The following is a 22,880-nucleotide window of genomic DNA, read 5'->3' on the forward strand; positions in this document are numbered from 1 at the left end:
CTGAGGGACAGATGGCAATGGCTGATTGACTTCTCTTGGAAAAACGCCTCAAGCAAGCCTCTGGCCTTAATCACCGGCTTCCCATTTTCAAAATTCATAACTTCAATATCAGTCAGCGGAATAAACACCTCAGAGCCGATTGCCTTAACCAAAGCCTCTTTTGCGGCAAATCTTACAGCAAATGAAAGATACGGCTCTTTTTTTTCATAGCAATATGCAATCTCATTTTCCGTAAATATCTTCTCAAGGAATTTTCTTCCCCATTTATCAACGGCCTCTTTCATCCGCTCAATCTTTACAAGGTCTATGCCGATTCCGTATATCATCCCACCGCCTCTTTCATTTCTCTCACTGCCCTTTCTATTCCCACGAAGACTGCCCTTGAGATGATGCTGTGTCCGATATAAAGCCCTCTTATCCCCTTAATGGACGCAATTCCCCCCACATTCGTATAATTCAGCCCGTGTCCTGCATTAACCAGCAAACCAATCCCAAGGGCTTTTTTTACCGCCTTTTTTACCCTGCTTAATTCTTTCGCCTGTTTACTGCCTCTTGCGTTTGAATAAAGCCCTGTGTGAATCTCAACCATCCGCGCGCCTATTTTTTTTGACGCCTCAATATCTGCAATTGATGGATTTATAAAAAGGCTCACCGGTATGCCCCTGCCCTGCAATAAATCAACCGCCTTTTTAATCTTCTTTCCGCTCGTTTTAAAATTAAGCCCGCCCTCTGTTGTAAGCTCCTGCCTTTTTTCAGGAACAAGAGTAACCATGCCGGGTTTTATTTTCATGGCAATTCCTGTCATCTCATCTGTTGCCGCCATTTCAAGATTGAACTCAACATTCCTCACCATCTTCCTTATTTCTTTTAAATCCCTGTCCTGTATGTGTCTTCTGTCTTCTCGTAAATGAACGGTGATTCCGTCCGCACCGCCCCTTATTGCAAGCGGCACAGCCAACACAGGGTCAGGCTCGCACCCCCCCCTTGCGTTTCTTACAGTCGCCACATGGTCAATATTAACGCCGAGAAGCATGTATTACCTCCTTGAATATAATACCCGTTCAAATTGTTTAATTCGTTTAAGATTGTTCAAATCGTTCAAATAAATTGAGACTCATTCAATAATCGTTTAAACAGTTCAACCTTGTTCAAATCGTTCAATTTTAAACAACTTTAAACAATGTTGAACTGTTAGTTAAAACAGATGGCACGAAACCCATCTCCCATTGCTTATCTCTTTTAAAACAGGAATCTCTTTGCCGCACGGTTTAAATCTCCTGTGGCACCGGGGATGAAAAGGGCATCCCGGCGGAATATGCACAGGACTCGGCACATCGCCTTCAAGGATTATCCTTGAACTTTTTTTATCAACATCAGGCTTTGGCACAGCAGATAAAAGCGCCTCGGTATAAGGATGAAGCGGTTTTTTAAAAAGCTCATTCGTCGGTGACGACTCCACTATTTTACCGAGATACATCACAGCCGCTAAATCGCTGAGGTGCTCAATTACCTGAAGATTATGGCTTATGAAAACATATGAAAGTTCAGACCCCCTACCGTCGCCCCGCCTTAAATCCTCAAGCAGATTGATTATCTGCGCCTGAATGGATACATCAAGCGCTGAAAGGGGTTCGTCTGCAACTATAAGTCTGGGATTTACAGAAAGCGCCCTTGCTATGCAGACCCTCTGCCTCTGCCCGCCGCTTAGTTCATGCGGATACCTGTAAAGGGTCTCTCCGTTGAGTCCGACCTTTTTGAGCAGTTCCACAACCCTGTTCTTTATCTCGCTTCTCGGCGCAATTTTATTTACTATCAGCGCCTCGCCGACTGCATCCACGACGCGTTTGCGCGGATTAAGCGATGCAAAAGGGTCCTGAAATATAATCTGAAGCCCTTTTCTGATCTTTGAAAGCGTCTCGCCGCGGGCTTCCACAACGTCCATATCATCAAAAAAAATCTTCCCTCTGTCAGGCATGAGCAGTCTCAGAATTAATTTTGCAAGTGTTGACTTGCCGCAGCCGCTTTCTCCCACAAGCCCGAAGACCTGTCCTTCCTTAACTGAAAAGCTGACGTCATCAACTGCCTTAAGAATGTTTCCACCCTTAAGGGGAAAGTGTTTTTTTACGTTTTGTAGTTTAAGTATTTCCATTTGTTTTTGCTGTCATTCCGGGCTTGACCCGGAATCCAGTAGAAGCATATTGAAATGCACCCCAACATCCTCTCTGGATTCCCGTTTTCACGGGAATGACAAAATAAACCTTCATAATTCATTTGCCCTTATGCACCGGCTGAGGTGTCCTGAAAATCCCCCCTTATCATTTACTGCAGCAAGCTCCGGCTCCTTCAAATTACATTCTTTAATTGCATAGCGGCACCTTGGAGAGAATTTACATCCTGCCGGAAGTTCGCTTAGTCTCGGCACCTGTCCGGGTATCGGTGTAAGCTTTTCACCCTTTTTCTTTGGAAGCGATTTAAGAAGTCCTATTGTGTAGGGATGTTTCGGATTAAGAAATATCTCCCTGACAGGGGCCTCTTCAACTATCCTGCCCGCATACATTATTTCAACCTTTTTTGCCCATTCGGCGATAACTCCGAGGTCATGGGTTATGAGTAACAATGACATCCTGCTGTCCTTTCTTAAATTATCCAGCAGTTCAAGTATCTGCGCCTGAATCGTGACATCAAGCGCTGTCGTCGGCTCATCTGCAATGACAAGAGACGGCTTGCACGCAATTGCCATTGCAATCATGACCCTCTGCCTCATCCCGCCGCTCATCTGATGCGGATACTCCTTAACCCTTGTCTCAGGCGAAGGAATCTTCACCGCCTTGAGCAGTTCAACCGCCTCATTCATGGCTTCTTTTTTGCCCATGTTTTTATGCGCCGTCAAAACCTCGGCTATCTGGTAGCCGGAAGTCAATACAGGATTCAAAGAAGTCATCGGCTCCTGAAAAACCATGGAAATATATCTGCCCCTGAGGTCCCTTAGTTCAGACTCTTTTTTGCTGAAAATATCTCCGCCCTGAAAAAAGACCCTCCCGGAAAAAGAAGTATTTGCCGGCAAAAGCCTCATTACTGAAAGCGCAGTCAGCGTCTTGCCGCACCCGCTCTCACCGACAACGCCTACAACCTCTTCCTCCATGACGTTAAAGCTTACGCCCTCTACCGCAGTGATTTCCCGCCGTAATTTATTTTCAGTTGTGAATGAAACGCTCAGGTCTTCAACTGAAAGGAGAGGCCGGGGCATTATCTAATATCCCCTCATGCGAAAGCGGTAGCCCTGATAATTTAAGACAACCCCGTATTCAGTAATATCTTCAAGCCTCAGCCCGCCGGCTATAGATTGACCCTCACGCAAAATCTTTCCGTTAATGTTGACCATGCGCGACGATGGATTATTGGAATATATATGTCCTGCAATCAAAATATCAGGCAGTCCCTGCTGGACCGAGGCAGGGAGTTCGTTTTTATCATAAATTGTTTCTCCCTGAGCGGGTATGGAGTTTATCTTGGGTTCTGCAGGCGGTAACGGCAGCGCTTCAGGAATTTTTTTAGTTCCAACTGCAATGGGCTTCGCCGGAGGAGCCTGCGGAATAACATCTGCCTGCCTTGCCGCGGGAGGAGGAGTTAAGGCAGACTTAATTCCGGCGTCACGCTGAGGCAAGGCCGGCGTCTGTTTTTCAGAAATCTCTCCGCCTGTCCTGACCAAAGGCGCCTCATAGCTTTGAGAATCTATCGCCTGCTTAGCAACATGCTGATTGTCAGACCTCCACGGATGCAGCCACACAAGCATTACAGCGGCATTCACCAGTAAAACCGCCGCAAGAAAATAAGCCAGGGGGAAACGTTTAACCGGTTTCTCTGAAGTAAAATCATGGACTGTAAGCAGCCCCGGCAAAGAGCTGCGGTGGCGCTTGTGTTCCAGCTTTTTTAATGCATCAAGTATAAATGACATCGTTTAAATTCCTCTTTACGCTATATTTATGCGCCTCCGGCGTTTTTATACTCAAGTGCGGGGACATCTGCACCGGTTGCCTTGTCAAGATAAATCAATGTCTCTGCGCCTAAAATCCCGTCAGGGACCAATCCGTTTGCAAGTTGAAATTTTTTGACCTGCTTAACAAGCTCTCCGTCATACAAAAAATTCTTACTGGATTGAGCAGGCTTTCCGTTTATTGCCGACAGCTGATTTTCAAGCCATAGTATCACAGTGCTGCTGCTGCCCGGGTATATGTCTCGCTGATAATCCTGAGGGGGGCGCCATAACAAAGTGTATTCGCCTAACCAGTGCGCCTCAATATCTTTTACAGATACATTTTTAGTCTCCGTCCCAAGCGCGAGTACAGCCGTCTGAGCCTTGATAGCTGTCAATGCCGCATAAAACTCCCTGCCTTGCCTGTCAAACAGCTTTAATAAAGCTGGTTTGTTAAGGCGACGCAGACTCTCAAAACTGCTCACTGTATTTAAACACCGCAGACCATACGCCTGCGCCTGTACACATGCAGAAGCTTTCTTTCCTGACTGATATGAAATGCCCCATTGTTTAAAAATTGATTTTAATGCAGCCTCTTTGTTCAGCCTGTTCAGATTACCCAAATTGCTCAGCTTACTTAAGGGCTTCGGCTGTTCTGCAGGCGGTAATGAAGAAGTATGAGGTGTAATTACTGTATTTTCCTTCAGGGCCGGCGGTTGTTCTTTCTTGTAATTAAAATAGGCTGCCGCAAACACGACCGCAGAAATTGCAAGCAGTATTACAGCAAACATCCATACGGATATCTTTTTACGATAACCTTTATATTCAGCTTCGCCGAAAACTTCCCGTGCCGCTGTCTTAATCGTCGGCTTGTCAACATCATTTTTCCCCTGAACATATGTCCCTAACAGCGCCCTGTCGCATAATACATTAATCAAACGCGGGACTCCCCTGCTCAGCCTGTATATGCTGTGCATGATCCGGAAAGAAAATATCTCCCTGCGTACCCCTGCAACTGATAAGCGGTGTGCAACATATGCGGCTATGTCCTTCTTTGACAGGGGACCGAGATGATACCGCGCAATTATCCGCTGCGCAAGCTGCTGAAGTTCAGGCCTTGACAGCTTATCCCTTAGTTCAGGCTGTCCAAGGAGGATAATCTGAAGCAGCTTGAATTTATTGGTCTCCAGATTAGTCAGCAGCCGTAACTGCTCCAGCACATCAGTACTGAGATTCTGGGCTTCATCAATAATAAGCAGGGCCTTATGCACCCTTGCATGAGCGTCAAGCAAAAATGTATTAATAAGGTCTGTAAACACCTTGACACTGGTATTGCCCTCGGGATATTTAATTCCAAACTCGTCACAAACCGTTGCCAGCAGTTCCACGGCAGTTAATTTAGGATTAACAATGAAGGCAATAGCGGAGTTTTTGGGAATCTGTTCAAGGAGGCAGCGGCAGATGGTTGTCTTGCCGGTGCCTATTTCTCCAGTTAATAATACAAAGCCGCCGTCCCCGTTAAATCCATACACGAGATGCGCCAAGGCCTCCCTGTGCTGAGCGCTCATGTAGATATAGCGCGGGTCAGGGGCAATGGAAAACGGCATTTCCGCAAGACCAAAATATTCTTTATACATAGGCAGCGCTTTGTTATTGAAACTATTATTTGTTATTGAAACTATTAAAAGAGTAATACAAGCACCATGCAAAAAACAACCCCTTGCGTAGGGTGTATGAAAACAATATCAATAAACCTCCCCGCTGCAAAGACAGCGAAGTATCTTAAAGTCTCCCCTCCCTTGACGGGAGGGGATGAAGGGGAGGGTGAAAAGAACATCCTTAATCTCCCCCACCCACACCCTCCCCCGTCAAGGGGGAGGGAACTATTATGAAAGTGCATTTTCGGGTCAATGACAGCTTATTTATGTAGCGGTTAACTTATTAACCTGATGTTCCAGCCCTCCAAGACTTAAAACTTGCACAACTACAAAATTGTACTAAACATACAAAATTGTATGTAGATGTTTATTAAACAATCCTTAAAAATCAATGGAATAACTTCTCGCATGATTTTCGCATTAGTAATTTCAGGATGACTGAAACAAAAACACTAAAAGAAAAAATTAAAGAGTTTGAGCAGGAGGAGATAATCAACGCGCTCAAAGAATGTAATTGGGTTATTGCAAGGGCGGCAAGGAAACTCGGCATAACCGAGAGAATAGTTGGATACAAAATTAAGAAATACGAAATAAAAAAAGAAGCAGCCGCAGACCTTGGTCTGAGGAATAAATAACTTTGGAGGGCAGCATGAAATTAAAAATTATGTTCTGTACAGCGTTATTAGTATGTTTCAGTCTTGCAAAAATTTCATTTGCAGAAGAAATCAAGGATGCGCACAAGGTAGAAACGCAAAAGGAGGTTACGCTTCAGCATACGGAAACACCACCTGTGTCAGGAAGCGCATCAGCCGGGGTTTTTAACAAATATATCTTTAGAGGATATGAACTAAGCTCAAACAGTTTTGTTATTCAGCCTTCTGTCAGCGTTTCATATAAATGGTTTTCAGCCTCTTTATGGGGCAACATTGACAGCGACGAACACCTCACACAGTCCTTTGTCCCTGACAGAGCCGGGCACAAAAGTTTTAATGAAACTGATTTGACATTGAGCTATACGTATGCGATAGATAAACTCAGCATGACTGCCGGATATATTTACTACGGCACTAAATACACTGCAGAAACCGAAGAGCTGTTTTTTACAGTAGGCTATGATACTGTGCTCAAACCCGTATTGTCAGTTTACCGCGATATAAATGAATATCCGGGCACCTATATAAACCTTGCGCTCTCACAGTCACTGCCTATTTACAAGGATATCACCATTGATATTGGCGCATCCGCAGGATATTTCATGGGGGACAATGACTACTGGAACACGTATGAAAGCACTACAAGCGCATATACCGGCAAAAAATACTCTGCGCTCCATGACGGCATGATAAAGGCCGGTTTTACAATACCAGTTGCAAAAAATATCAATGTTCAACCACTTGTTCAGTACTGGTTCCCGCTGTCTGACAGGGCGGAAAGAACAGTTGACAACAGTTCTTATAACCATAACGGAAAACTTGACGATACATTTGTGTCGGGTGTCAATATGGCGTTAAGTTTCTAACTGTCATTCCCGCAGAGCCTGTCCCTGCTTGTCAGGGATCGCGGGAATCCTTCTGAAGAAAGATGCCCCGATTTAATCGGGGCATGACAACCAAAAAGCATTTTCATGTCAATGACAGAACACAAAAAAGGAGGCATCGCCATGAAAAAAATATTAAGTTTTTCAATCATAATCAGTTTGCTTGTTTTAACAAGCCTTGTCTTTGCAGAGGAGGTTCCTCTTGCACCCCCCACTGTTCCTGCAGTTGCGCAGAGCGCGCCTGTGCCGAAGGTTGATACCGGCGACACTGCATGGGTCTTAATCTCAACTGCGCTTGTAATGCTAATGACACCGGGGCTCGCATTGTTTTACGGCGGCATGGTCCGACGCAAAAACGTATTAGGCACTATAATGCAGAGCTTCATCGCATTGGGGGTAATCAGCATCATATGGGTGCTCTACGGATACAGCCTTGCGTTTGGTCCTGACATCGGGCACTTCATAGGCAGTCTTGACTGGGCCGGATTAAAAAATGTCGGGCTGGATCCGAATCCTGATTATTCGGCCACAATCCCGCATCAGGCCTTTATGATATTTCAGATGATGTTTGCAGTCATCACTCCCGCACTGATAACAGGCGCGTTTGCAGAACGTTTCAAATTCAGCACATACATTTTATTTCTCGTGCTCTGGGCCACCTTTGTATACTCACCTGTTGCGCATTGGGTATGGGGCCTCGGTGGATGGATAAGAAACCTGGGCGCGCTTGACTTTGCAGGCGGGCTGGTTGTGCATATAAGCTCGGGTGTATCAGCGCTTGCCGCCGCCCTTATGGTCGGCAAAAGAAAAGGCTACAACAAGGAATCAATGCCTCCGCATAATCTTACGATGACATTTTTAGGCGCTGCGCTGTTGTGGTTCGGCTGGTTCGGGTTTAACGGCGGCAGCGCAGTGGCATCAGGCGCGCTTGCAACATCTGCATTTGTTGTGACACATATTGCAACTGCTGCTGCCGCACTAACATGGATGACTGCAGAATGGATGCACAGGGGAAAACCGACAGCGCTCGGCGCTGTGTCAGGCGCTGTTGCCGGACTGGTTGCAATTACTCCGGCCTCGGGTTTTGTCGAACCGATGTCCTCAATAGTCATCGGATTGGCAGCCGGCGTCATATGCTACATGGCAGTAAATCTCAAGACAAAACTCAGATATGACGACTCTCTTGATGCAGTGGGCATTCATGGAGTCGGCGGCACATGGGGCGCAATTGCAACCGGATTATTTGCATCAAAGGCAATTAACTCAGCGGGTAATGACGGACTATTTTTCGGCAATGCCTCACTGCTGGTTAACCAGTTAATAAGCATCGGCGCCGTATGGGTTTATTCTTTCGTCATTACACTGATTATTCTAAAAGTTCTTGACCTCACTCTCGGATTAAGAGTCAATGAAGAGAGCGAATTTATTGGTTTAGACCAGTCAGTGCACGGAGAAAGCGGGTATACGTCGTAAAAATCACTAAAGGATTTCACATAATTTGTCATTCCCGCAGAACCTGTCCCTGCTTGTCAGGGATCGCGGGAATCTTTCTTAAGAGGGATTGCGGACAAGCCGCAATGACGGAAAAAAACAAAAGGAGACATTATGAAAAAGATAGAGGCGATAATTAAACCATTCAAGCTTGATGAGATAAAAATGGCGCTGAATGAACTTGGGGTACAGGGCATGACAGTAACAGAGGTTAAGGGTTTTGGAAGACAAAAAGGACATGTAGAGTTTTACCGCGGGGCAGAGTATGACATAAATTTTGTCCCGAAGGTAAAGATAGAGATGGTCGTGCCGGACAAGATAGCTGAGCAGGCAATCTCCGTGATTCAAGCGCATGCAAAAACAGGGGACATCGGCGACGGAAAGATCTTCGTCTCAAACATTGATGAGGTTATCAGGATACGAACAGGTGAAAAAGGAGAGGCAGCAGTTTAATCGCAAGCCATAGCTACAAAAATGTAGTTCCTACATTTTTGTAGCTATGGTACATATCCCTATGTTTTTAAAGAAAAATTTAAATGCATACAATCTTTTCCTACAAAATTGTATGGAATGAAAATATAATTTTTTACAATAAATCAAGGAGTTAAATTTAAGCATGACTTTTGCAACTACCTCTATTGAAAATAACCTGAATGGAGGTGTTCATGAAATTGAGGTTTATCCTGACAGCAACAGTAAGTTTAGTTTTGCCATGCCTCGCTTATGCCGGAGAACCGTCTGCCATAAACAGCGGCGATACCGCATGGATGCTGATTTCAACAGCGCTTGTAACGCTGATGACACCGGGGCTTGCGCTCTTTTACGGCGGTATGGTCAGGAGGAAAAACGTGCTCGGAACCATTATGCACAGCTTTATCATGCTTTGCATGGTAAGTGTAATATGGGTATTGTGGGGATATTCGCTTGCATTCGGGCCTGATAAATGGGGCATTTCAGGAAGCCTTGAATGGTTTGGACTTAACGGTGTAGGGCAAGAGCCCTCCACGTTTGCGCCAACTGTCCCCCATCTGATATTTATGATGTTTCAGAGTACATTTGCAGTCATAACTCCGGCGCTGATTACAGGAGCATTTGCTGAGAGGATGAAGTTTTCGGCGCTGATTATTTTTACGATACTATGGGTAACATTTGTGTATTCGCCGTTATGCCACTGGGTGTGGGGCGGCGGATGGATTGCAAAAGAACTCGGCACGCTGGATTTTGCAGGAGGAATAGTGGTTCACATAAGTTCAGCAGTTGCGGCATTGGCGGCAATAATGGTCATAGGAAAACGCAGGGGCTTCGGCATTGAGCCGATGCTGCCGCACAACCTGCCGATGACCATACTCGGATTAGGACTTTTATGGTTTGGCTGGTTTGGCTTTAATGCAGGCAGCGCACTGACATCCGGAGGGCTTGCCTCGGTAGCATTTGTAACAACAAACACAGCCGCCGGCGCTGCGGCTATGAGCTGGCTCATTATTGAATGGATGCAGAGGGGAAAACCTACTGCGCTCGGCGCAGTCAGCGGCGCTGTGGCAGGGCTTGCAGGCATAACACCTGCCGCAGGTTTTGTCAGCCCCCTGTCGGCAATATTAATCGGCATAATTGCAGGGGCCTTGTGCTACATGGGCGTTAATATGAAATCAAGACTCGGCTATGACGATTCGCTTGATGTAATCGGGATTCACGGCGTCAGCGGGACCTGGGGAGTATTGGCGGTAGGGCTTTTTGCATCAACAGCCATAAACTCTGCCGGCAAGGATGGACTGTTTTTCGGTAATCCTTCATTGCTCTGGACACAGTCTGCCTCTGTAATAGTATCTTATATTTTTGTTTTTATCTCAACGCTAATCATTCTTAAACTTGTTGACTGGACAATAGGGCTGAGGGTCAAGGACGGTGAAGAGTTTCTTGGACTGGATCAGTCTCTTCACGGTGAAAACGCGTATACGCAGTAATTATTACAAGAATTTCACACAATTTGTCATTCCCGCTTGTCGGGAATCTTTCTTAAGAGGGATTGCGGACAAGCCGCAATGACAGAAAAAAAGGAGTTAAAAATGAAAAAGATTGAGGCGATAATTAAACCGTTCAAGCTTGATGAGATAAAAAAAGCCCTGAATGAACTCGGCGTGCAGGGAATGACGGTGACTGAGGTCAGGGGTTTTGGAAGACAGAAAGGGCACATAGAGTTTTACCGCGGGGCCGAGTATGACATAAATTTTGTTCCGAAGGTAAAAATAGAGATGGTCGTGCCGGATAAAATAGCAGAGGAGGCAATCTCCGTGATTCAGGAGCATGCAAAAACAGGCGACATCGGCGACGGAAAGATCTTTATCTCAAATATTGATGAGGTAATCAGGATACGAACAGGTGAAAAAGGAGAGGCAGCGGTTTAGTTTATGTCAGTGCTAATTTGTAAAAACATAATAACTGAAGGGCCCGGGACAATTGAGGATTATCTCAAGTTACAGAAAATCTCTTATTGTATTGTAGACCTCTCAGCCGGCGTCAGGCTCCTCGCTCCCGATGCCTTTGACACGCTTGTAATGATGGGCGGGCCCATGAGTGTAAATGAAGACAACATTTATACCTATATCAAAGACGAAGAAACTCTTGTCAGGGATTTTATTTCAAAAGGCAAAAAAGTTCTTGGCGTATGTCTCGGCGCCCAGATAATGGCAAAGGCTTTGGGCGCAAAGGTTTATGCGGGCCCGCAAAAAGAGAGTGGATGGTATAATATCGGACTTACGGAGGATGGATTAAAGGATGAGTTGTTTTCTTCACTCCTGACCTTGCCTGGTAGGCAGGCTCCGGACCTTGCCTATCGACAGGCAGGCTCCGGACTTTTAACTGTCTTCCACTGGCATGGAGAGACCTTTGATATTCCGGAAGGCGCAGTAAGACTTGCATCTTCTGAATTGTATCCGAATCAGGCTTTCAAGTACGGCAAAAACGCCTATGCGTTTCAATTCCATATTGAAGTGACACGGAAGATGATAACGGACTGGCTCAGGGATGCGCCTGATTTTCAGAAAATTGAGAAAGACTCGGAAACATTTTACAGGGAATATTCCGTAAGGGCGGAAAAGTTTTATGAAAAATTTTTCACACACTAAAGTTCGTCATTCCTGCGGAAGCAGGAATCCAGATGAAAAAATACTGGATTCCGCATTCCCGAAGTATCGGGACGGAATGACAAAAAACGACCTGTACTATTTACAGTGTTATAATTTACCAATCAATAAACAAAGGAGGAATTAAGATGACACCAAAAGACGTAATCAAGATGGCGCAGGAAAACAAGGCGGTCATGGCAAATTTCAAGTTCCTTGATTTTCCCGGCATCTGGCAGCATTTTGCAGTGCCGATAGCAGAATTAAAGGAGGAGATATTTGAGGAAGGGCTCGGCTTTGACGGCTCTTCAATCAGGGGATGGCAGGCAATCCACACGTCTGACATGCTGATAATCCCTGATCCGAAGACTGCATTCATGGACCCTTTCATGGAGTATCCAACGATAAGCTTAATCTGCAATGTCGTAGACCCGATAACAAAAGAATTTTATACTAGGGACCCGCGTTATATTGCGCAAAAGGCTGAGGCATATCTGAAATCAACCGGCATAGGCGACACGGCATATTTCGGGCCCGAGGCTGAGTTTTTTATTTTTGACAATGTAAGATTCGACCAAAACTCGCAGAGCGGTTACTATTTTGTTGACTCTATTGAAGGCATATGGAATTCAGGCCGTGTTGAAAATCCGAATCTTGGATACAAACCAAGACATAAGGAAGGTTATTTCCCGGTTCCGCCCACAGATAGTCAGGTAAATTTGAGGACAGAGATGGTCATGGAGATGCAGAAATGCGGCATTTATGTTGAAAAAGAGCATCACGAGGTGGCAACAGCAGGACAGGCTGAGATAGACATGAGATTTGAATCTCTGGTTAAAATGGCTGACAATCTCATGCTGTTTAAATACATAATCAAGAATGTTGCAAAAAGGCACGGCAAGACAGTGACTTTCATGCCTAAGCCTTTATTCGGGGACAACGGCTCAGGCATGCACGTACATCAGAGCATATGGAAAAACGGCAAGCCTACCTTTGCGGGAAAAGGTTATGCAGGCTTAAGCGATTCTGCGCTTCACTATATAGGCGGCATATTAAAACATGCAAAATCACTCGCAGCAATTACAAACCCGACTACCAACTCTTACAAGAGATTGACCCCGGGATTTGAGGCGCCGGTTAATCTTGCATACTCTGCAAGAAACCGCTCCGCATCCATCAGAATACCGACCTATTCCGCAAGCCCGAAGGCAAAAAGGGCTGAGATCAGATTCCCTGACCCTTCATGCAATGGCTATCTTGCCTTTGCTGCCATGTTAATGGCAGGGCTTGACGGCATTGAGAACAAAATACATCCGGGAGAGCCGCTTGATAAGGACATCTACGAACTCGGTCCCGAAGAGCTGGCAAATGTGCCGACAATGCCCGGAACCCTTGAGGATGCGCTTAACCACCTTGAGGCAGACCATGAATTTCTGATGAAAGGCAATGTATTTACGGAAGATGCCATCAAGACATGGATAGCATACAAGAGGAAAAATGAGGTTGATGCGCTGAGATTAAGACCGCATCCCTACGAGTTCTTCCTGTATTTTGACATTTAAACATCACAAAAAAAAGGGGAGGGCAAATGCCCTCCCCTTTTTTTATCTGTTGCAAGATATTATTTTCTGATTAAATCCAGCGTGGTATAAACTGTGTGGAATTGTGGGACACCCAAGCAATTGTTAAGCGTGTTAAGCGCTTTTTTTATGTTGTGAGGCGTATAAATCTATCAGCCGTCTGATCATTTTTTGATATGAAGTATGATAACGCTGCGCCTCTCTTTTAAAAAAATCAATGCTTGATTTGTGCAGAGCAATGGTTATCTTAATATTTTCCTCTTTCAATACCAATTTGTCAGGCGTAGGAAGGAAGTCTTTAATGACTCTCAACTTACCCATCGGCTTATCAGTGTATTTTATTTTGCTCTTCATATATTTTCCTCCCTTTTCTCCAATATCCCGCACCATAGATGCGGATAATGTTTTCTCTATAAGTAAACCTGACCGTCATTATGCCTTCGCCGACCCTGCCGATACAATAAAACCGTTCTTCTTCAGAGTTATGATTAATATCTTCAACTATTACGCGGTGAGGGTCAAAGAAAGCGTGCTGCGCCATTGCAAAAGAAACATTATGTTTAGTTTGGTTTTCCCTGTCTTTTCCCTCATCCCAGTCAAAGCAGGTTTTCTTCATAGACATACTATACTACAGATATAATAAATTTGGCAATATAAATATATGGCTAAATGTATGGCACGATGGAAGTGTGGAAAATTGCGATTATTTTCTGATTAAATCCAGTGTGGTATAAACCGTAACTCCCAGTTCGCCAAAATCCTTATCATTGCTCCATATGGGGCAGCCGAGCTTCAGGGATAACGCAAGGAGATGTATATCATCAGGGTCTCTTTCTCCCAACATAACCTGAGCCTTATTTATTTTATCCTTATAAACTTCACTGCCACATACGAGAATGGGCAGCATGGAAACCGCAAGATAAAGGTCTTCTAACGGTATGTCTCTTTTTTCCGCAAGGACAGGGATATATTTTTCAACTTCCTTCAGATTAAATGCAGTGGTATAAAAAACTATATTTTCAGTAGTTAAAAATACAGTCCTTGAGTTTCCGCCAATTATTGCTGACAGGATTGGATTAGCGTCTACGGCGAGTTTTTCTATGCCTTTCAAAATCTTCAAGTATATCTTCCTCTTTTACCCCTTTTGCGTGAAGTTTTTTCTTTATGGATTCAGTAAGGGCGATAAAAATATCTTTCTTAAATTCAAAGGGAATTGCTTCTAAAGGGGTAGGGAAGAAAATCCCTGCGACTTCTCCGCGCCGCATAATAATTAACGGCTCTTTGCTTCTTAATGCCTTTGTGGCGCTGTCCCTGAATTGTTTCACCGACAACATCTTCATATCGTGACCACCTCCATGACCATATTATAGCATATAATTGCTTCTCATAAAAGTCAGAATTAGATGCTTTAATTTGAAACAAATTCTTTCGTTCACAGCGCCTCTTCTCCCCGCTCTCCGGTCCTTATCCTTAAGACATCTTCAATGCCTGAAATAAAAATTTTCCCGTCGCCGATTTCGCCGGTCTTTGCAGTTTCAGAAATTGTCCTTACTATCTCATCCGCCTTTTCATCGGAAACCGCAACTTCTATCTTAATCTTCGGCAGAAAATTCACCTCATAAGTTGTCCCCCTGTAAAGCTCCACATGTCCCTTTTGCCTGCCAAAACCCTTTACCTCTGTCACTGTCATTCCGTGAATCCCGGCATCATTAAGCGCCTTCTTAACATCATCAAGTTTGAATGGTTTAATTACAGCAGTTATCATTTTCATTGCCTTTATCCTCCAGATTATAAATTACTTACCAACGCCGTTCAATAATCGTTTAAACAGTTCAACCTTGTTCAAAATCGCTTTGAACCATCTTAAACAATTTTGAACTGCTTTGAACTATCACGACTGTGACAGCCAGCATAGATGCTTGTTCATTATCACAATTTACTGAATTTGTATTACTATATTCTATATTATGCCTTCTGACAAGGAAATATTTCAAAGCATAACAGAAGCATCGCAGAATACCGCTGATCCCAAAAGGGCGGAGACAAATCTTCTCAGGCTTTTAGAGGCGGCTCCTGAAAAAGAACTTTTCCTGCCTTATTTGACGGACATTGCACAGCTTTTTTCCGTAAGCCAGTTCCTTGCAAACCACTGCTTTTCATATCCTGATGAACTTTTCAGCGCATTGAGGCAAATCAAGGAGCCTGTCACAAAAAAATTTCTTTTTGAACAGGGCGCTGAAGAACTTTTTCCTTCACAAAGAGATACAAAAAACAATGGAAAAAATCCCCCCTCACCCCCCTTTGACAAAGGGGGGATGGGGGGATTTTTAGGTGAAAGTTCAGACCTTATGAAGAAGATACGGTTATTCAAAAAACGGTATCTCCTGCGGATTACCCTGCGTGATATTACAGGCGTGACAGATATACTTGCCTCAATGGATGAGATTACCTCCCTTGCCGAAGTAATTATACATTTTGCGCTCCATGCCGCTTTACAGATGAACCGGCAGAAATTCGGAAACCTGTCCTCTGAAGAAGGGCTCAGCCTTATCGCACTGGGCAAGCTCGGCGGCGAAGAACTGAATTACAGTTCTGACATTGACCTCATGGCAGTTTATGAAAATGAAGAAGGGCAGACTTCCGGCATAATGAGTCCGTCAGGAGTAAGAATGAACCGGATAAGCAGCAGCGAGTTTTATTTTAAAGTTATAGAGCTTTTCAACAGGATGCTTTCTGCAAATACGGAGGACGGCATTGCATACCGGGTGGACCTCAGGCTCAGGCCTCAGGGTGAAAAGGGAGAAGTTGCGCTTCCCTTGAAGGCATACGGCGCCTACTATGAAACATGGGGGCGCACATGGGAGCGCATGGCTCTGATAAGGGCGCGGCATATAGCAGGCAGTCCGGATACCGGCAGTGCCTTTATGAAAGTGATAGAGCCCTTTGTCTGGAAACAGGCCATGGATTTCACTGAGATTGAAGAGATTAAATCACTGAAGAAAAAAATTGATTCGGCTTTTTCAAAAAATGATATAAAGCGCGGATACGGAGGCATAAGGGAGGCGGAATTTTTCATTCAGACATTTCAGCTTATTTACGGTCATAAACATGAGGGGCTCAGAACTCACAGGCTTTTAAATGCAATACAGTCCCTGCGGTGGCTTGGGCTGGTGCCTGAAGAAGACCTCGTTATGCTGTGGGATAACTATCTTCACCTGAGGCGCATTGAGCATCTCCTTCAGATGAAGGACGACCTTCAAACTCATTCACTGCCGGCATCAGCGGATGATCTGATTTCCCTTGCCAAAAAGAAAGGCTTTATTTCCCCGGATGAATTCCTCTCGGACCTCAGGTTAAGGAGAATGAAAATAAGAAATATGTATAACTCCCTTCTCGGCACTGAAGAAGATGTGCATGCCGAGGCGCTTTCTCTCCTTGAAGGCGACCTCAGCGGCGATGAACTTGCCGGCTACCTCTCTTTCAGGGGATTAAAAACACCATCCGGCGGGCTTAAAAATCTCAGGGGAATCCGAGAGCAGTTTGAACACTTCAAGACACAGAGGGAGCGCACAGTAATGAGGAAGGCCGTTCCCATGCTCATTGAAAATGCATTAAATGCGGAAAGCCCTGACAGGGCGCTGAGCGGTCTTGAGAGGTTTTTCACGGCAACAGGCATCAGGGAGACATACCTTACGGGACTCATGGAAAGAAAAGAATTGAAGGATGGAATCATCAAAATATTTTCTCTGAGCGCTTATCTATCAAGAATATTTCTGAGCACCTCTCAATACCTGGACCTTCTTATTGAAGGCAATGTCATACAAAAGACATCAAAGCAAACCCTTGAAGATCTGGAAAGAATCATCACCCATGAACATTTTGAGACAGGGATTGCAGTGTATAAAAACGCCGAGGAAATCCGCCTCGGAAGTTTTTTTCTTATGCGCGTTATCGCAAACCATAATCTGGTCAGATATCTTTCCCATCTTGCGGATGCAGTAACCCGAATAATAACTGAAAGGTCTTTATCCACTGCTACCCCCTTAATGCCCCCCTTGCCGAGGGGGAAATTAAGGGGGGCAGGATTCTCCGTGATTGGGCTTGGGAAACTCGGCGGCCGGGAAATAACCTTCGGTTCGGACCTGGATATAATATTCCTGTCTGAAACTCCTGATGATCTGAAAATAGCGGAAAAAATATTAAAAACACTTACAGCATATACTGATAAAGGCGTTCTGTACAATGTTGACATGCGGCTCAGACCCGACGGTTCAAAGGGCGTTCTTCTAAATGACATCGCAGGCTACAAAAATTATTATCAAAAAAATGCGCACCTGTGGGAAATTCAGGCGCTTCTTAAGGCAAGACCCATTGCAGGCGACATGAATTATGCAAAGGCATTCATGGAAACGGCAAAAGCAGCCGTTTTAAAAAGGGGACGGGAAATAAAAACTGAGGACCTGAAGGCTATGAGGGAGCGGATAGTAAAAGAGCTTTCTCATGAATCAAAAGGCCTTGATATAAAACTCGGACATGGAGGGATAGAGGAGATAGAATTTTTTGTCCAGAGGCTTCAGCTTCAAAACGCACGGAGCGCCCCTGAAATACTTTTACAGAATACTCCCCTTGCAATAAAACGCCTCATGAAAAAAAATTTACTTGGCGTCCAAAATGGAAAAACGCTCTTAAGCTCCTACGAATATCTGCGCACTCTTGAAACCTTTATGCGTTTAAATGAGGAATATGTCATTATTGAAAATTCTGAATTTGCTGAACTGGCCGCTGTTTTTATGGGGCATAAAAGCAAAGATGAATTTCTGGAATATGTGAGAGGATTGAGGGAAAGAGTCTTTGAATTGATCGGAGGCGCTTATGAACTTCATTAAACTTTTGCCTGTGATACTGAGCCTGCTTCTGCTCGGAGCGCATTTCTTAAGAGGAAGGCTTTGGGTTCTGGTTTTAACCGCCGTAATAATGCTGGTGTTTTTGCTGATACGCAGGCGGTGGTCTGCCCGGCTGGTGCAGATATTTCTTGTTATCGGCGGGCTTGAGTGGGTCAGGACACTTATCAGTCTTGCAGAAATGCGGCAGGCTGAGGGCGGGCCGTGGATGCGTCTTGCCATAATTTTAGGCGGGGTAGCGGTCTTTACAATCTGCTCGGCGCTTGTCTTCAGATTTAAGTCCCTGCGAGAACGGTATCGGCTCACTCTATGAAAGAGGAAGTTCCTATGTAGTCCCTTCCTCCATTAATCGTCAATTTTATTTGTTAATTCAGTTCTAAAGGCAACTTTCAGCTTTGACAAACACGTACAACGGTTGAAATATCAGTTTAAGCACTTCAGTGCTTCCCCACTTCCTGACTTTCTCCCTTCTTCCCTGTTGCTCTATGGAACTTCTGCACCATGCAAAAAACTATTGCTCTTTTCCGATGTTTTTGCTTATGATATTCCGTAATTACGAGAGGGACGGCAATAAGCGTGGACAGGGAATAATATAGATACAAAAACAATACTCCCTTGCCTTTTCTTGGAACTAACATAGGAGGAATCACATGGCAGACCCAAGAGGTTTTATAAGTTTTGACATTGGACTCATTTATACTTTTAAAGGACCAACCATTTCATTTGATGAAACTAAAACTAGTGGTATAACAGAATGTATGTCATTGCAGTATGGCTTTGACAAATATATTGATACAGAAGCACCGGGTAGATTTGTGAATCATTCTTGTGAGCCAAATACAGGAATTATAAATAATTTTGACTTAGTTGCTCTCGAAGATATTCCTATTCATTCCGAAATACGATTTGATTATTCAACAACTATGGACGAAAACTATTTTCAAATGGAATGCAAATGTGGAAAGCCTTCTTGCAGAAAAGTCGTTACAGATTTCAATCTCCTACCTGAAGAAGCAAGGAAAAGATACCTTGATTTAAATATAGTGATGAACTTCATTAAGGCACAATACTAGTTTTACGGCAGGCGCAACCGATATATAACCCACACAACCACCCGCATAAAGAAGCAACCTGATCGGCATTTGTCAGATTTGCGGCGTTGCTTAATGTGCCTTTTTTCAATTGATCCCAGATTTCATCCGCCATGCTATTTTCAATAGCAGCCCCGACAAAAAACAAATCCGGGGAAAAACCTTTTTGGGAAAAAGCTTTTTGTATACGCGCAAGCGATGTCCTTGCTGTTTTCCAATGTTCATCTGCTCCTGCCGGATCAATCCCGCCTTTAAGCTCTCCAAGGGCAATATAAAGAGAAGTTTTTTGAGAGAAGTGGAAAGTTCCTCAGGAGTACAAAATTTTTCTCCAGACATAAACACACTTCCTCAAGGGATTACGTCCATGCCTTTCCATTTGCTGGCTGCTGTTTCCCTTACCGTTTGGGAGTACCAGTATATTTTCTACATGAAATCCTAACTTTTCAGCAATATTTGTAAGTATTAAATCTACTGAAATACTTGCACCGGCATAACGTACATTATCATTGACCATAAACAAAAGTGCATTATGTTTCAGCACACGCTTACACTCTGATATGACACACGCCATCTCATAAAAATAGCCGCGTACCATTCTGGGAATGCCGTTGTTGTTCAGTCGCCCGTGTGCCTTTTCATCCTCAAGGTAGCATAAAATGGTTTGCAATAATTCCAGGCTTTCTGCTGCTTCTATGGCAGTGGTCCACTTCGGATTTATTTGCAGTAAGTCCTTTGCCCGGTTTTCAACTGTACAGCTCAACATCTCTTGTCTTAGTTTTGTCAGCTCTTTTTCTCCAATATTCAGTAAAGCCAATTCAAGCGCATACGTTCTGGTATAGTCATAACGATTACAGTAAGGCGGAGATGTCACAATAGCGTTGTATGATTTGTTCGGCAGCGTCGGCATTATATCAAGACAAGAGCCGTTTAAAAGATGGATGTTACCCTGTAAAATCTTTGATGGAAACAGTTCACTGTCGCCATTTGTACTTTGCAAATCACGACAAATTTCATTTATCTTGTCACATATCGCTTTATCAAAGTTGAGGATTGCACCTTTATTGAAAGGCTTTGCTCCTTGCCGGCGTCCAGACCGATAATCCCAGCGAAGACATTGTCCATCTTTACGGGTAAAACCGATTGACTCTAATACACAAAGAAGTGCAAATTGCAAGACCAATTGTACACGTTCATTTTCCTGTTTCAAAGTTCCAATATATTGCTCAATGGAATCAAGGGTTTCTTTAGGATAGGCGCCGTCTGTGATACGCAAACGGGGAAGCGCTTTTCTTGCCTTTGTTTTACGCCAAGGACTATCTGTAATCCAGCGGTTGAGGGAAGCAATATCTTTTTTTATGAATTCTCTTTCCAGACACTTTCTTGCAGAGATAATCTGTTGCCCGATGGGAAGAAGCTCAATGCCGTCAGCATCAAGACCATATGCACTCGCTGCAAATAAGGTTGTGCCGCTCCCGGCAAATGGGTCCAGCACCTTACCTGATGTAATTCCATAGTTAGACAATAAATATTCAATAAGAGATGCAGAAAAAGCCTCTTTATATTTATACCAGCGGTAAGAAGGTCTCGGTTTATTGGCCTGAAAACTTACAAGTTGACGTGTCAATATTGGCTGGAGTTTAATTTTATTATGAAAATGCTGTAAGAGCTTGCAATCAAGAGCCTCTATTTCGGTTAAAGCAGTTCTTTGCTCTTTTGAAATATCCGTGTGATTTTCATGAGCAATATCAATATGCACATTATCTAATATGTTGTCATTAAAAGAATCAGTTAGTGTTTTCTTCTGCGGGAAAAGCGGTTTGTCTGTAAGCTGAGTAGGTGAAAGATTCATAAAAACAATTTACCCCTTAAAAGTATTAACATGATGATAATATGTAAGACCGTTATCCGTCAAGCAAAATGAATTTTTCCCCAGATTTTTGCGGCTGCCAGCTATTTTTCATTATATAAAATTATTGAGGCGTCTTGTCTTATTATGATGTATAATTAGTTTTATCTATCGGACAAGCAAGTAATTAACTAAATTTTGGATTCCGCCCTGACGTTTTGGGGTGCGGAATAACACAGAGAGGAGAATGCCATGGAAAAGCCAAGGGACAAGAAGGATGTCATAGAGTTTGTAGAAAAAAACAATGTCAAGTTTGTCAGATTATGGTTTACCGACATCCTCGGACAATTGAAAAGTTTTGCCATTACAAGCGAAGAGCTTGAGGGAGCCTTTGATGAAGGCATGGGTTTTGACGGCTCATCAATAAAGGGTTTTGCAAGAATTGATGAGAGCGACATGATTGCAAAGCCCGATCCCTCAACTTTTCAGATACTTCCGTGGAGACCCAAAGAAAAGGCGGTGGCAAGGATGTTCTGCGATGTGCTGAATCCCGACGGTACGCCATATGAGGGCGACCCGCGATACGCATTAAGAAGAAACCTCCAAAGACTGAAGGAAAAAGGCTTCACCCTTTACCTCGGGCCGGAGCTTGAATTTTTCTATTTTGAAGATGAGAAAGGCACAAAAGTATTGGATGAAGGCGGATACTTTGACCTGACTACGCTTGATGCCGGAAGCGATTTAAGAAGGGACACTGTACTTACGCTTGAAGAGCTTGGCATAAAAGTGGAATATTCCCATCATGAGGTTGCACCCTCACAGCATGAGATTGACCTGCGGTATGCAGAAGCATCAACAATGGCTGACAATGTGATGACTTACAGGATAGTGGTCAAAGAAGTAGCGTCAAAATACGGCTGTTTTGCAACATTTATGCCTAAACCGATATTCGGGCAGAACGGGAGCGGCATGCACACTCACCAATCGCTTTTTAAAGGAGATAGAAACGCATTTTTTGATGCTAAGGACAAATATTATCTCTCAGACATTGCAAAAAAATATATCGCAGGACTGCTTAAGCATGCGCCTGAAATCACCGCAGTATGCAACCAGTGGGTGAATTCATACAAAAGGCTTGTCCCGGGATATGAGGCTCCTGTTTACATCGCATGGGCCAGGAGAAACCGCTCGGCGCTTGTAAGAGTGCCTCTGTATAAGCCGGGCAAAGAAACGGCGACGAGGATTGAACTCCGTTCGCCCGACCCCTCATGCAATCCCTATCTTGCTTTTTCAGTGATGCTTGCGGCTGGACTGGAAGGCATTGAAAAAAATTATGAACTCCCTGAACCGGTAGAAAAAGACATCTATCATCTCACTGAAGAGGAGAAGCATCAGCTTGGGATAAAATCCCTGCCGGGAAGTTTGATTGAAGCCATAGAGATTGCTGAAAAAAGCGAGGTCGTCCGCAAAGCGCTGGGCGAACACATTTTCAACAATTTCATTGAGAGCAAAAAAATTGAGTGGGATGATTACAGAATCAAGATTCACCCATATGAAATAGAGCGCTATCTGCCGATACTATAATAGTTTCAAGTTGCAAGTTTTAAGTCACAAGGCAAAGGCATATATGCCTTTGTGAAACGATTCCGGACAAGCCGGAATGACAAATAAAGAAACACACCCT

General features: G+C 44.1%; 26 protein-coding genes. 13 read left to right on the top strand and 13 right to left on the bottom strand.

The genetic code is table 11. The features are described from left to right. The 6 genes from acpS to HZA10_10215 all read right to left on the bottom strand — a co-directional run. Window positions 1-326, bottom strand: a 326-nt coding sequence (acpS, locus tag HZA10_10190) for a holo-ACP synthase (protein MBI5196673.1), incomplete at its 3' end; no start/stop codon positions are given. Further along, window positions 323-1,033 (bottom strand): pyridoxine 5'-phosphate synthase, encoded by a 711-nt coding sequence (locus HZA10_10195; GenBank protein MBI5196674.1) that lies wholly within the window; start codon window positions 1,031-1,033, stop codon window positions 323-325. The genes HZA10_10195 and acpS, both read right to left, overlap by 4 nt. 162 nt (window positions 1,034-1,195) lie before the next feature. After that, on the bottom strand, window positions 1,196-2,149 hold the full coding sequence (locus HZA10_10200; protein ID MBI5196675.1) for an ATP-binding cassette domain-containing protein: 954 nt from the start codon (window positions 2,147-2,149) through the stop codon (window positions 1,196-1,198). Between the two features lie 111 nt (window positions 2,150-2,260). Continuing rightward, a complete protein-coding gene (locus HZA10_10205) occupies window positions 2,261-3,247 on the bottom strand; it encodes an ABC transporter ATP-binding protein (protein ID MBI5196676.1) in 987 nt (328 codons plus the stop codon). A 3-nt stretch (window positions 3,248-3,250) separates the two neighbouring features. Continuing rightward, complete coding sequence (locus tag HZA10_10210) at window positions 3,251-3,955, bottom strand: general secretion pathway protein GspB (protein MBI5196677.1); 705 nt, start codon at window positions 3,953-3,955, stop codon at window positions 3,251-3,253. Between the two features lie 26 nt (window positions 3,956-3,981). After that, the gene (locus HZA10_10215; protein ID MBI5196678.1) at window positions 3,982-5,610 is read right to left on the bottom strand and encodes an AAA family ATPase; all 1,629 of its coding nucleotides are present in this window, start codon (window positions 5,608-5,610) and stop codon (window positions 3,982-3,984) included. A gap of 96 nt (window positions 5,611-5,706) precedes the next feature. Here HZA10_10215 and HZA10_10220 point away from each other — a divergent pair, with 96 nt between their 5' ends. From HZA10_10220 to glnA (HZA10_10260), 9 genes are all read left to right on the top strand, one after another. Further along, a complete protein-coding gene (locus HZA10_10220; GenBank protein MBI5196679.1) occupies window positions 5,707-5,865 on the top strand; it encodes a hypothetical protein in 159 nt (52 codons plus the stop codon). Between the two features lie 200 nt (window positions 5,866-6,065). Further along, entirely contained in the window at window positions 6,066-6,266 is a 201-nt protein-coding gene (locus HZA10_10225; protein ID MBI5196680.1) for a hypothetical protein, read from the top strand. Window positions 6,267-6,280: 14 nt separating this feature from the next. Next, complete coding sequence (locus HZA10_10230) at window positions 6,281-7,150, top strand: hypothetical protein (protein ID MBI5196681.1); 870 nt, start codon at window positions 6,281-6,283, stop codon at window positions 7,148-7,150. Window positions 7,151-7,291: 141 nt separating this feature from the next. Beyond that, window positions 7,292-8,641 (top strand): ammonium transporter, encoded by a 1,350-nt coding sequence (locus tag HZA10_10235; protein MBI5196682.1) that lies wholly within the window; start codon window positions 7,292-7,294, stop codon window positions 8,639-8,641. 132 nt (window positions 8,642-8,773) lie between these two features. Further along, entirely contained in the window at window positions 8,774-9,112 is a 339-nt protein-coding gene (locus HZA10_10240; protein ID MBI5196683.1) for a P-II family nitrogen regulator, read from the top strand. 212 nt (window positions 9,113-9,324) lie between these two features. Next, the gene (locus tag HZA10_10245) at window positions 9,325-10,620 is read left to right on the top strand and encodes an ammonium transporter (GenBank protein MBI5196684.1); all 1,296 of its coding nucleotides are present in this window, start codon (window positions 9,325-9,327) and stop codon (window positions 10,618-10,620) included. Between the two features lie 102 nt (window positions 10,621-10,722). Then, the gene (locus HZA10_10250; protein MBI5196685.1) at window positions 10,723-11,061 is read left to right on the top strand and encodes a P-II family nitrogen regulator; all 339 of its coding nucleotides are present in this window, start codon (window positions 10,723-10,725) and stop codon (window positions 11,059-11,061) included. A 3-nt stretch (window positions 11,062-11,064) separates the two neighbouring features. Then, the gene (locus HZA10_10255; protein ID MBI5196686.1) at window positions 11,065-11,781 is read left to right on the top strand and encodes a type 1 glutamine amidotransferase; all 717 of its coding nucleotides are present in this window, start codon (window positions 11,065-11,067) and stop codon (window positions 11,779-11,781) included. A gap of 146 nt (window positions 11,782-11,927) precedes the next feature. Continuing rightward, the gene (gene glnA / locus HZA10_10260; protein MBI5196687.1) at window positions 11,928-13,340 is read left to right on the top strand and encodes a type I glutamate--ammonia ligase; all 1,413 of its coding nucleotides are present in this window, start codon (window positions 11,928-11,930) and stop codon (window positions 13,338-13,340) included. Window positions 13,341-13,472: 132 nt separating this feature from the next. Here the strand turns inward: glnA (HZA10_10260) and HZA10_10265 are convergent, their stop codons facing one another. From HZA10_10265 to HZA10_10285, 5 genes are all read right to left on the bottom strand, one after another. Further along, window positions 13,473-13,712, bottom strand: coding sequence for a CopG family transcriptional regulator (locus tag HZA10_10265; GenBank protein ID MBI5196688.1), 240 nt, complete (start codon window positions 13,710-13,712; stop codon window positions 13,473-13,475). Continuing rightward, on the bottom strand, window positions 13,687-13,974 hold the full coding sequence (locus HZA10_10270) for a BrnT family toxin (GenBank protein MBI5196689.1): 288 nt from the start codon (window positions 13,972-13,974) through the stop codon (window positions 13,687-13,689). The genes HZA10_10265 and HZA10_10270 overlap by 26 nt, the downstream gene beginning before the upstream one ends. A gap of 87 nt (window positions 13,975-14,061) precedes the next feature. Next, the gene (locus tag HZA10_10275; protein MBI5196690.1) at window positions 14,062-14,478 is read right to left on the bottom strand and encodes a PIN domain nuclease; all 417 of its coding nucleotides are present in this window, start codon (window positions 14,476-14,478) and stop codon (window positions 14,062-14,064) included. Then, window positions 14,435-14,698: a hypothetical protein gene (locus tag HZA10_10280; GenBank protein MBI5196691.1), complete on the bottom strand. Its 264-nt coding sequence runs from the start codon at window positions 14,696-14,698 to the stop codon at window positions 14,435-14,437. The genes HZA10_10275 and HZA10_10280 overlap by 44 nt, the downstream gene beginning before the upstream one ends. 92 nt (window positions 14,699-14,790) lie before the next feature. Continuing rightward, window positions 14,791-15,129: a P-II family nitrogen regulator gene (locus tag HZA10_10285; protein ID MBI5196692.1), complete on the bottom strand. Its 339-nt coding sequence runs from the start codon at window positions 15,127-15,129 to the stop codon at window positions 14,791-14,793. Between the two features lie 196 nt (window positions 15,130-15,325). Here HZA10_10285 and glnE point away from each other — a divergent pair, with 196 nt between their 5' ends. From glnE to HZA10_10300, 3 genes are all read left to right on the top strand, one after another. Next, the gene (glnE, locus tag HZA10_10290; GenBank protein MBI5196693.1) at window positions 15,326-18,244 is read left to right on the top strand and encodes a bifunctional [glutamate--ammonia ligase]-adenylyl-L-tyrosine phosphorylase/[glutamate--ammonia-ligase] adenylyltransferase; all 2,919 of its coding nucleotides are present in this window, start codon (window positions 15,326-15,328) and stop codon (window positions 18,242-18,244) included. Further along, window positions 18,231-18,572, top strand: a complete 342-nt coding sequence (locus tag HZA10_10295) for a hypothetical protein (GenBank protein ID MBI5196694.1) — start codon at window positions 18,231-18,233, stop codon at window positions 18,570-18,572. The genes glnE and HZA10_10295 overlap by 14 nt, the downstream gene beginning before the upstream one ends. Window positions 18,573-18,909: 337 nt before the next feature. Next, window positions 18,910-19,332, top strand: a complete 423-nt coding sequence (locus HZA10_10300; protein ID MBI5196695.1) for an SET domain-containing protein-lysine N-methyltransferase — start codon at window positions 18,910-18,912, stop codon at window positions 19,330-19,332. Here HZA10_10300 and HZA10_10305 read toward each other — a convergent pair. Both HZA10_10305 and HZA10_10310 read right to left on the bottom strand, forming a co-directional pair. Then, window positions 19,316-19,621, bottom strand: coding sequence for a hypothetical protein (locus HZA10_10305; protein ID MBI5196696.1), 306 nt, complete (start codon window positions 19,619-19,621; stop codon window positions 19,316-19,318). The genes HZA10_10300 and HZA10_10305 overlap by 17 nt on opposite strands. A 36-nt stretch (window positions 19,622-19,657) precedes the next feature. Then, window positions 19,658-21,199, bottom strand: a complete 1,542-nt coding sequence (locus tag HZA10_10310) for a site-specific DNA-methyltransferase (protein ID MBI5196697.1) — start codon at window positions 21,197-21,199, stop codon at window positions 19,658-19,660. Between the two features lie 249 nt (window positions 21,200-21,448). Here HZA10_10310 and glnA (HZA10_10315) point away from each other — a divergent pair, with 249 nt between their 5' ends. Then, window positions 21,449-22,780, top strand: coding sequence for a type I glutamate--ammonia ligase (glnA, locus tag HZA10_10315; protein ID MBI5196698.1), 1,332 nt, complete (start codon window positions 21,449-21,451; stop codon window positions 22,778-22,780). Window positions 22,781-22,880: the final 100 nt, after the last annotated feature.

Source organism: Nitrospirota bacterium, assembly GCA_016212185.1.
Classification (GTDB): domain Bacteria; phylum Nitrospirota; class Thermodesulfovibrionia; order UBA6902; family DSMQ01; genus JACRGX01.

Excerpts from the sequence above, each read along its gene's own strand:
- HZA10_10215 (MBI5196678.1), bottom strand. The coding sequence starts at position 5,610 with ATGTATAAAGAATATTTTGGTCTTGCGGAAATGCCGTTTTCCATTGCC.
- HZA10_10230 (MBI5196681.1), top strand. The coding sequence starts at position 6,281 with ATGAAATTAAAAATTATGTTCTGTACAGCGTTATTAGTATGTTTCAGT.
- HZA10_10285 (MBI5196692.1), bottom strand. The coding sequence starts at position 15,129 with ATGAAAATGATAACTGCTGTAATTAAACCATTCAAACTTGATGATGTT.
- glnA (MBI5196687.1), top strand. The coding sequence starts at position 11,928 with ATGACACCAAAAGACGTAATCAAGATGGCGCAGGAAAACAAGGCGGTC.
- HZA10_10205 (MBI5196676.1), bottom strand. The coding sequence starts at position 3,247 with ATGCCCCGGCCTCTCCTTTCAGTTGAAGACCTGAGCGTTTCATTCACA.
- HZA10_10245 (MBI5196684.1), top strand. The coding sequence starts at position 9,325 with ATGAAATTGAGGTTTATCCTGACAGCAACAGTAAGTTTAGTTTTGCCA.
- HZA10_10195 (MBI5196674.1), bottom strand. The coding sequence starts at position 1,033 with ATGCTTCTCGGCGTTAATATTGACCATGTGGCGACTGTAAGAAACGCA.
- HZA10_10220 (MBI5196679.1), top strand. The coding sequence starts at position 5,707 with ATGAAAACAATATCAATAAACCTCCCCGCTGCAAAGACAGCGAAGTAT.
- HZA10_10250 (MBI5196685.1), top strand. The coding sequence starts at position 10,723 with ATGAAAAAGATTGAGGCGATAATTAAACCGTTCAAGCTTGATGAGATA.
- HZA10_10235 (MBI5196682.1), top strand. The coding sequence starts at position 7,292 with ATGAAAAAAATATTAAGTTTTTCAATCATAATCAGTTTGCTTGTTTTA.
- HZA10_10210 (MBI5196677.1), bottom strand. The coding sequence starts at position 3,955 with ATGTCATTTATACTTGATGCATTAAAAAAGCTGGAACACAAGCGCCAC.
- HZA10_10255 (MBI5196686.1), top strand. The coding sequence starts at position 11,065 with ATGTCAGTGCTAATTTGTAAAAACATAATAACTGAAGGGCCCGGGACA.
- HZA10_10200 (MBI5196675.1), bottom strand. The coding sequence starts at position 2,149 with ATGGAAATACTTAAACTACAAAACGTAAAAAAACACTTTCCCCTTAAG.
- glnA (MBI5196698.1), top strand. The coding sequence starts at position 21,449 with ATGGAAAAGCCAAGGGACAAGAAGGATGTCATAGAGTTTGTAGAAAAA.
- glnE (MBI5196693.1), top strand. The coding sequence starts at position 15,326 with ATGCCTTCTGACAAGGAAATATTTCAAAGCATAACAGAAGCATCGCAG.
- HZA10_10265 (MBI5196688.1), bottom strand. The coding sequence starts at position 13,712 with ATGAAGAGCAAAATAAAATACACTGATAAGCCGATGGGTAAGTTGAGA.
- HZA10_10225 (MBI5196680.1), top strand. The coding sequence starts at position 6,066 with ATGACTGAAACAAAAACACTAAAAGAAAAAATTAAAGAGTTTGAGCAG.
- HZA10_10295 (MBI5196694.1), top strand. The coding sequence starts at position 18,231 with ATGAACTTCATTAAACTTTTGCCTGTGATACTGAGCCTGCTTCTGCTC.
- HZA10_10280 (MBI5196691.1), bottom strand. The coding sequence starts at position 14,698 with ATGAAGATGTTGTCGGTGAAACAATTCAGGGACAGCGCCACAAAGGCA.
- HZA10_10270 (MBI5196689.1), bottom strand. The coding sequence starts at position 13,974 with ATGAAGAAAACCTGCTTTGACTGGGATGAGGGAAAAGACAGGGAAAAC.
- HZA10_10300 (MBI5196695.1), top strand. The coding sequence starts at position 18,910 with ATGGCAGACCCAAGAGGTTTTATAAGTTTTGACATTGGACTCATTTAT.
- HZA10_10240 (MBI5196683.1), top strand. The coding sequence starts at position 8,774 with ATGAAAAAGATAGAGGCGATAATTAAACCATTCAAGCTTGATGAGATA.
- HZA10_10310 (MBI5196697.1), bottom strand. The coding sequence starts at position 21,199 with ATGAATCTTTCACCTACTCAGCTTACAGACAAACCGCTTTTCCCGCAG.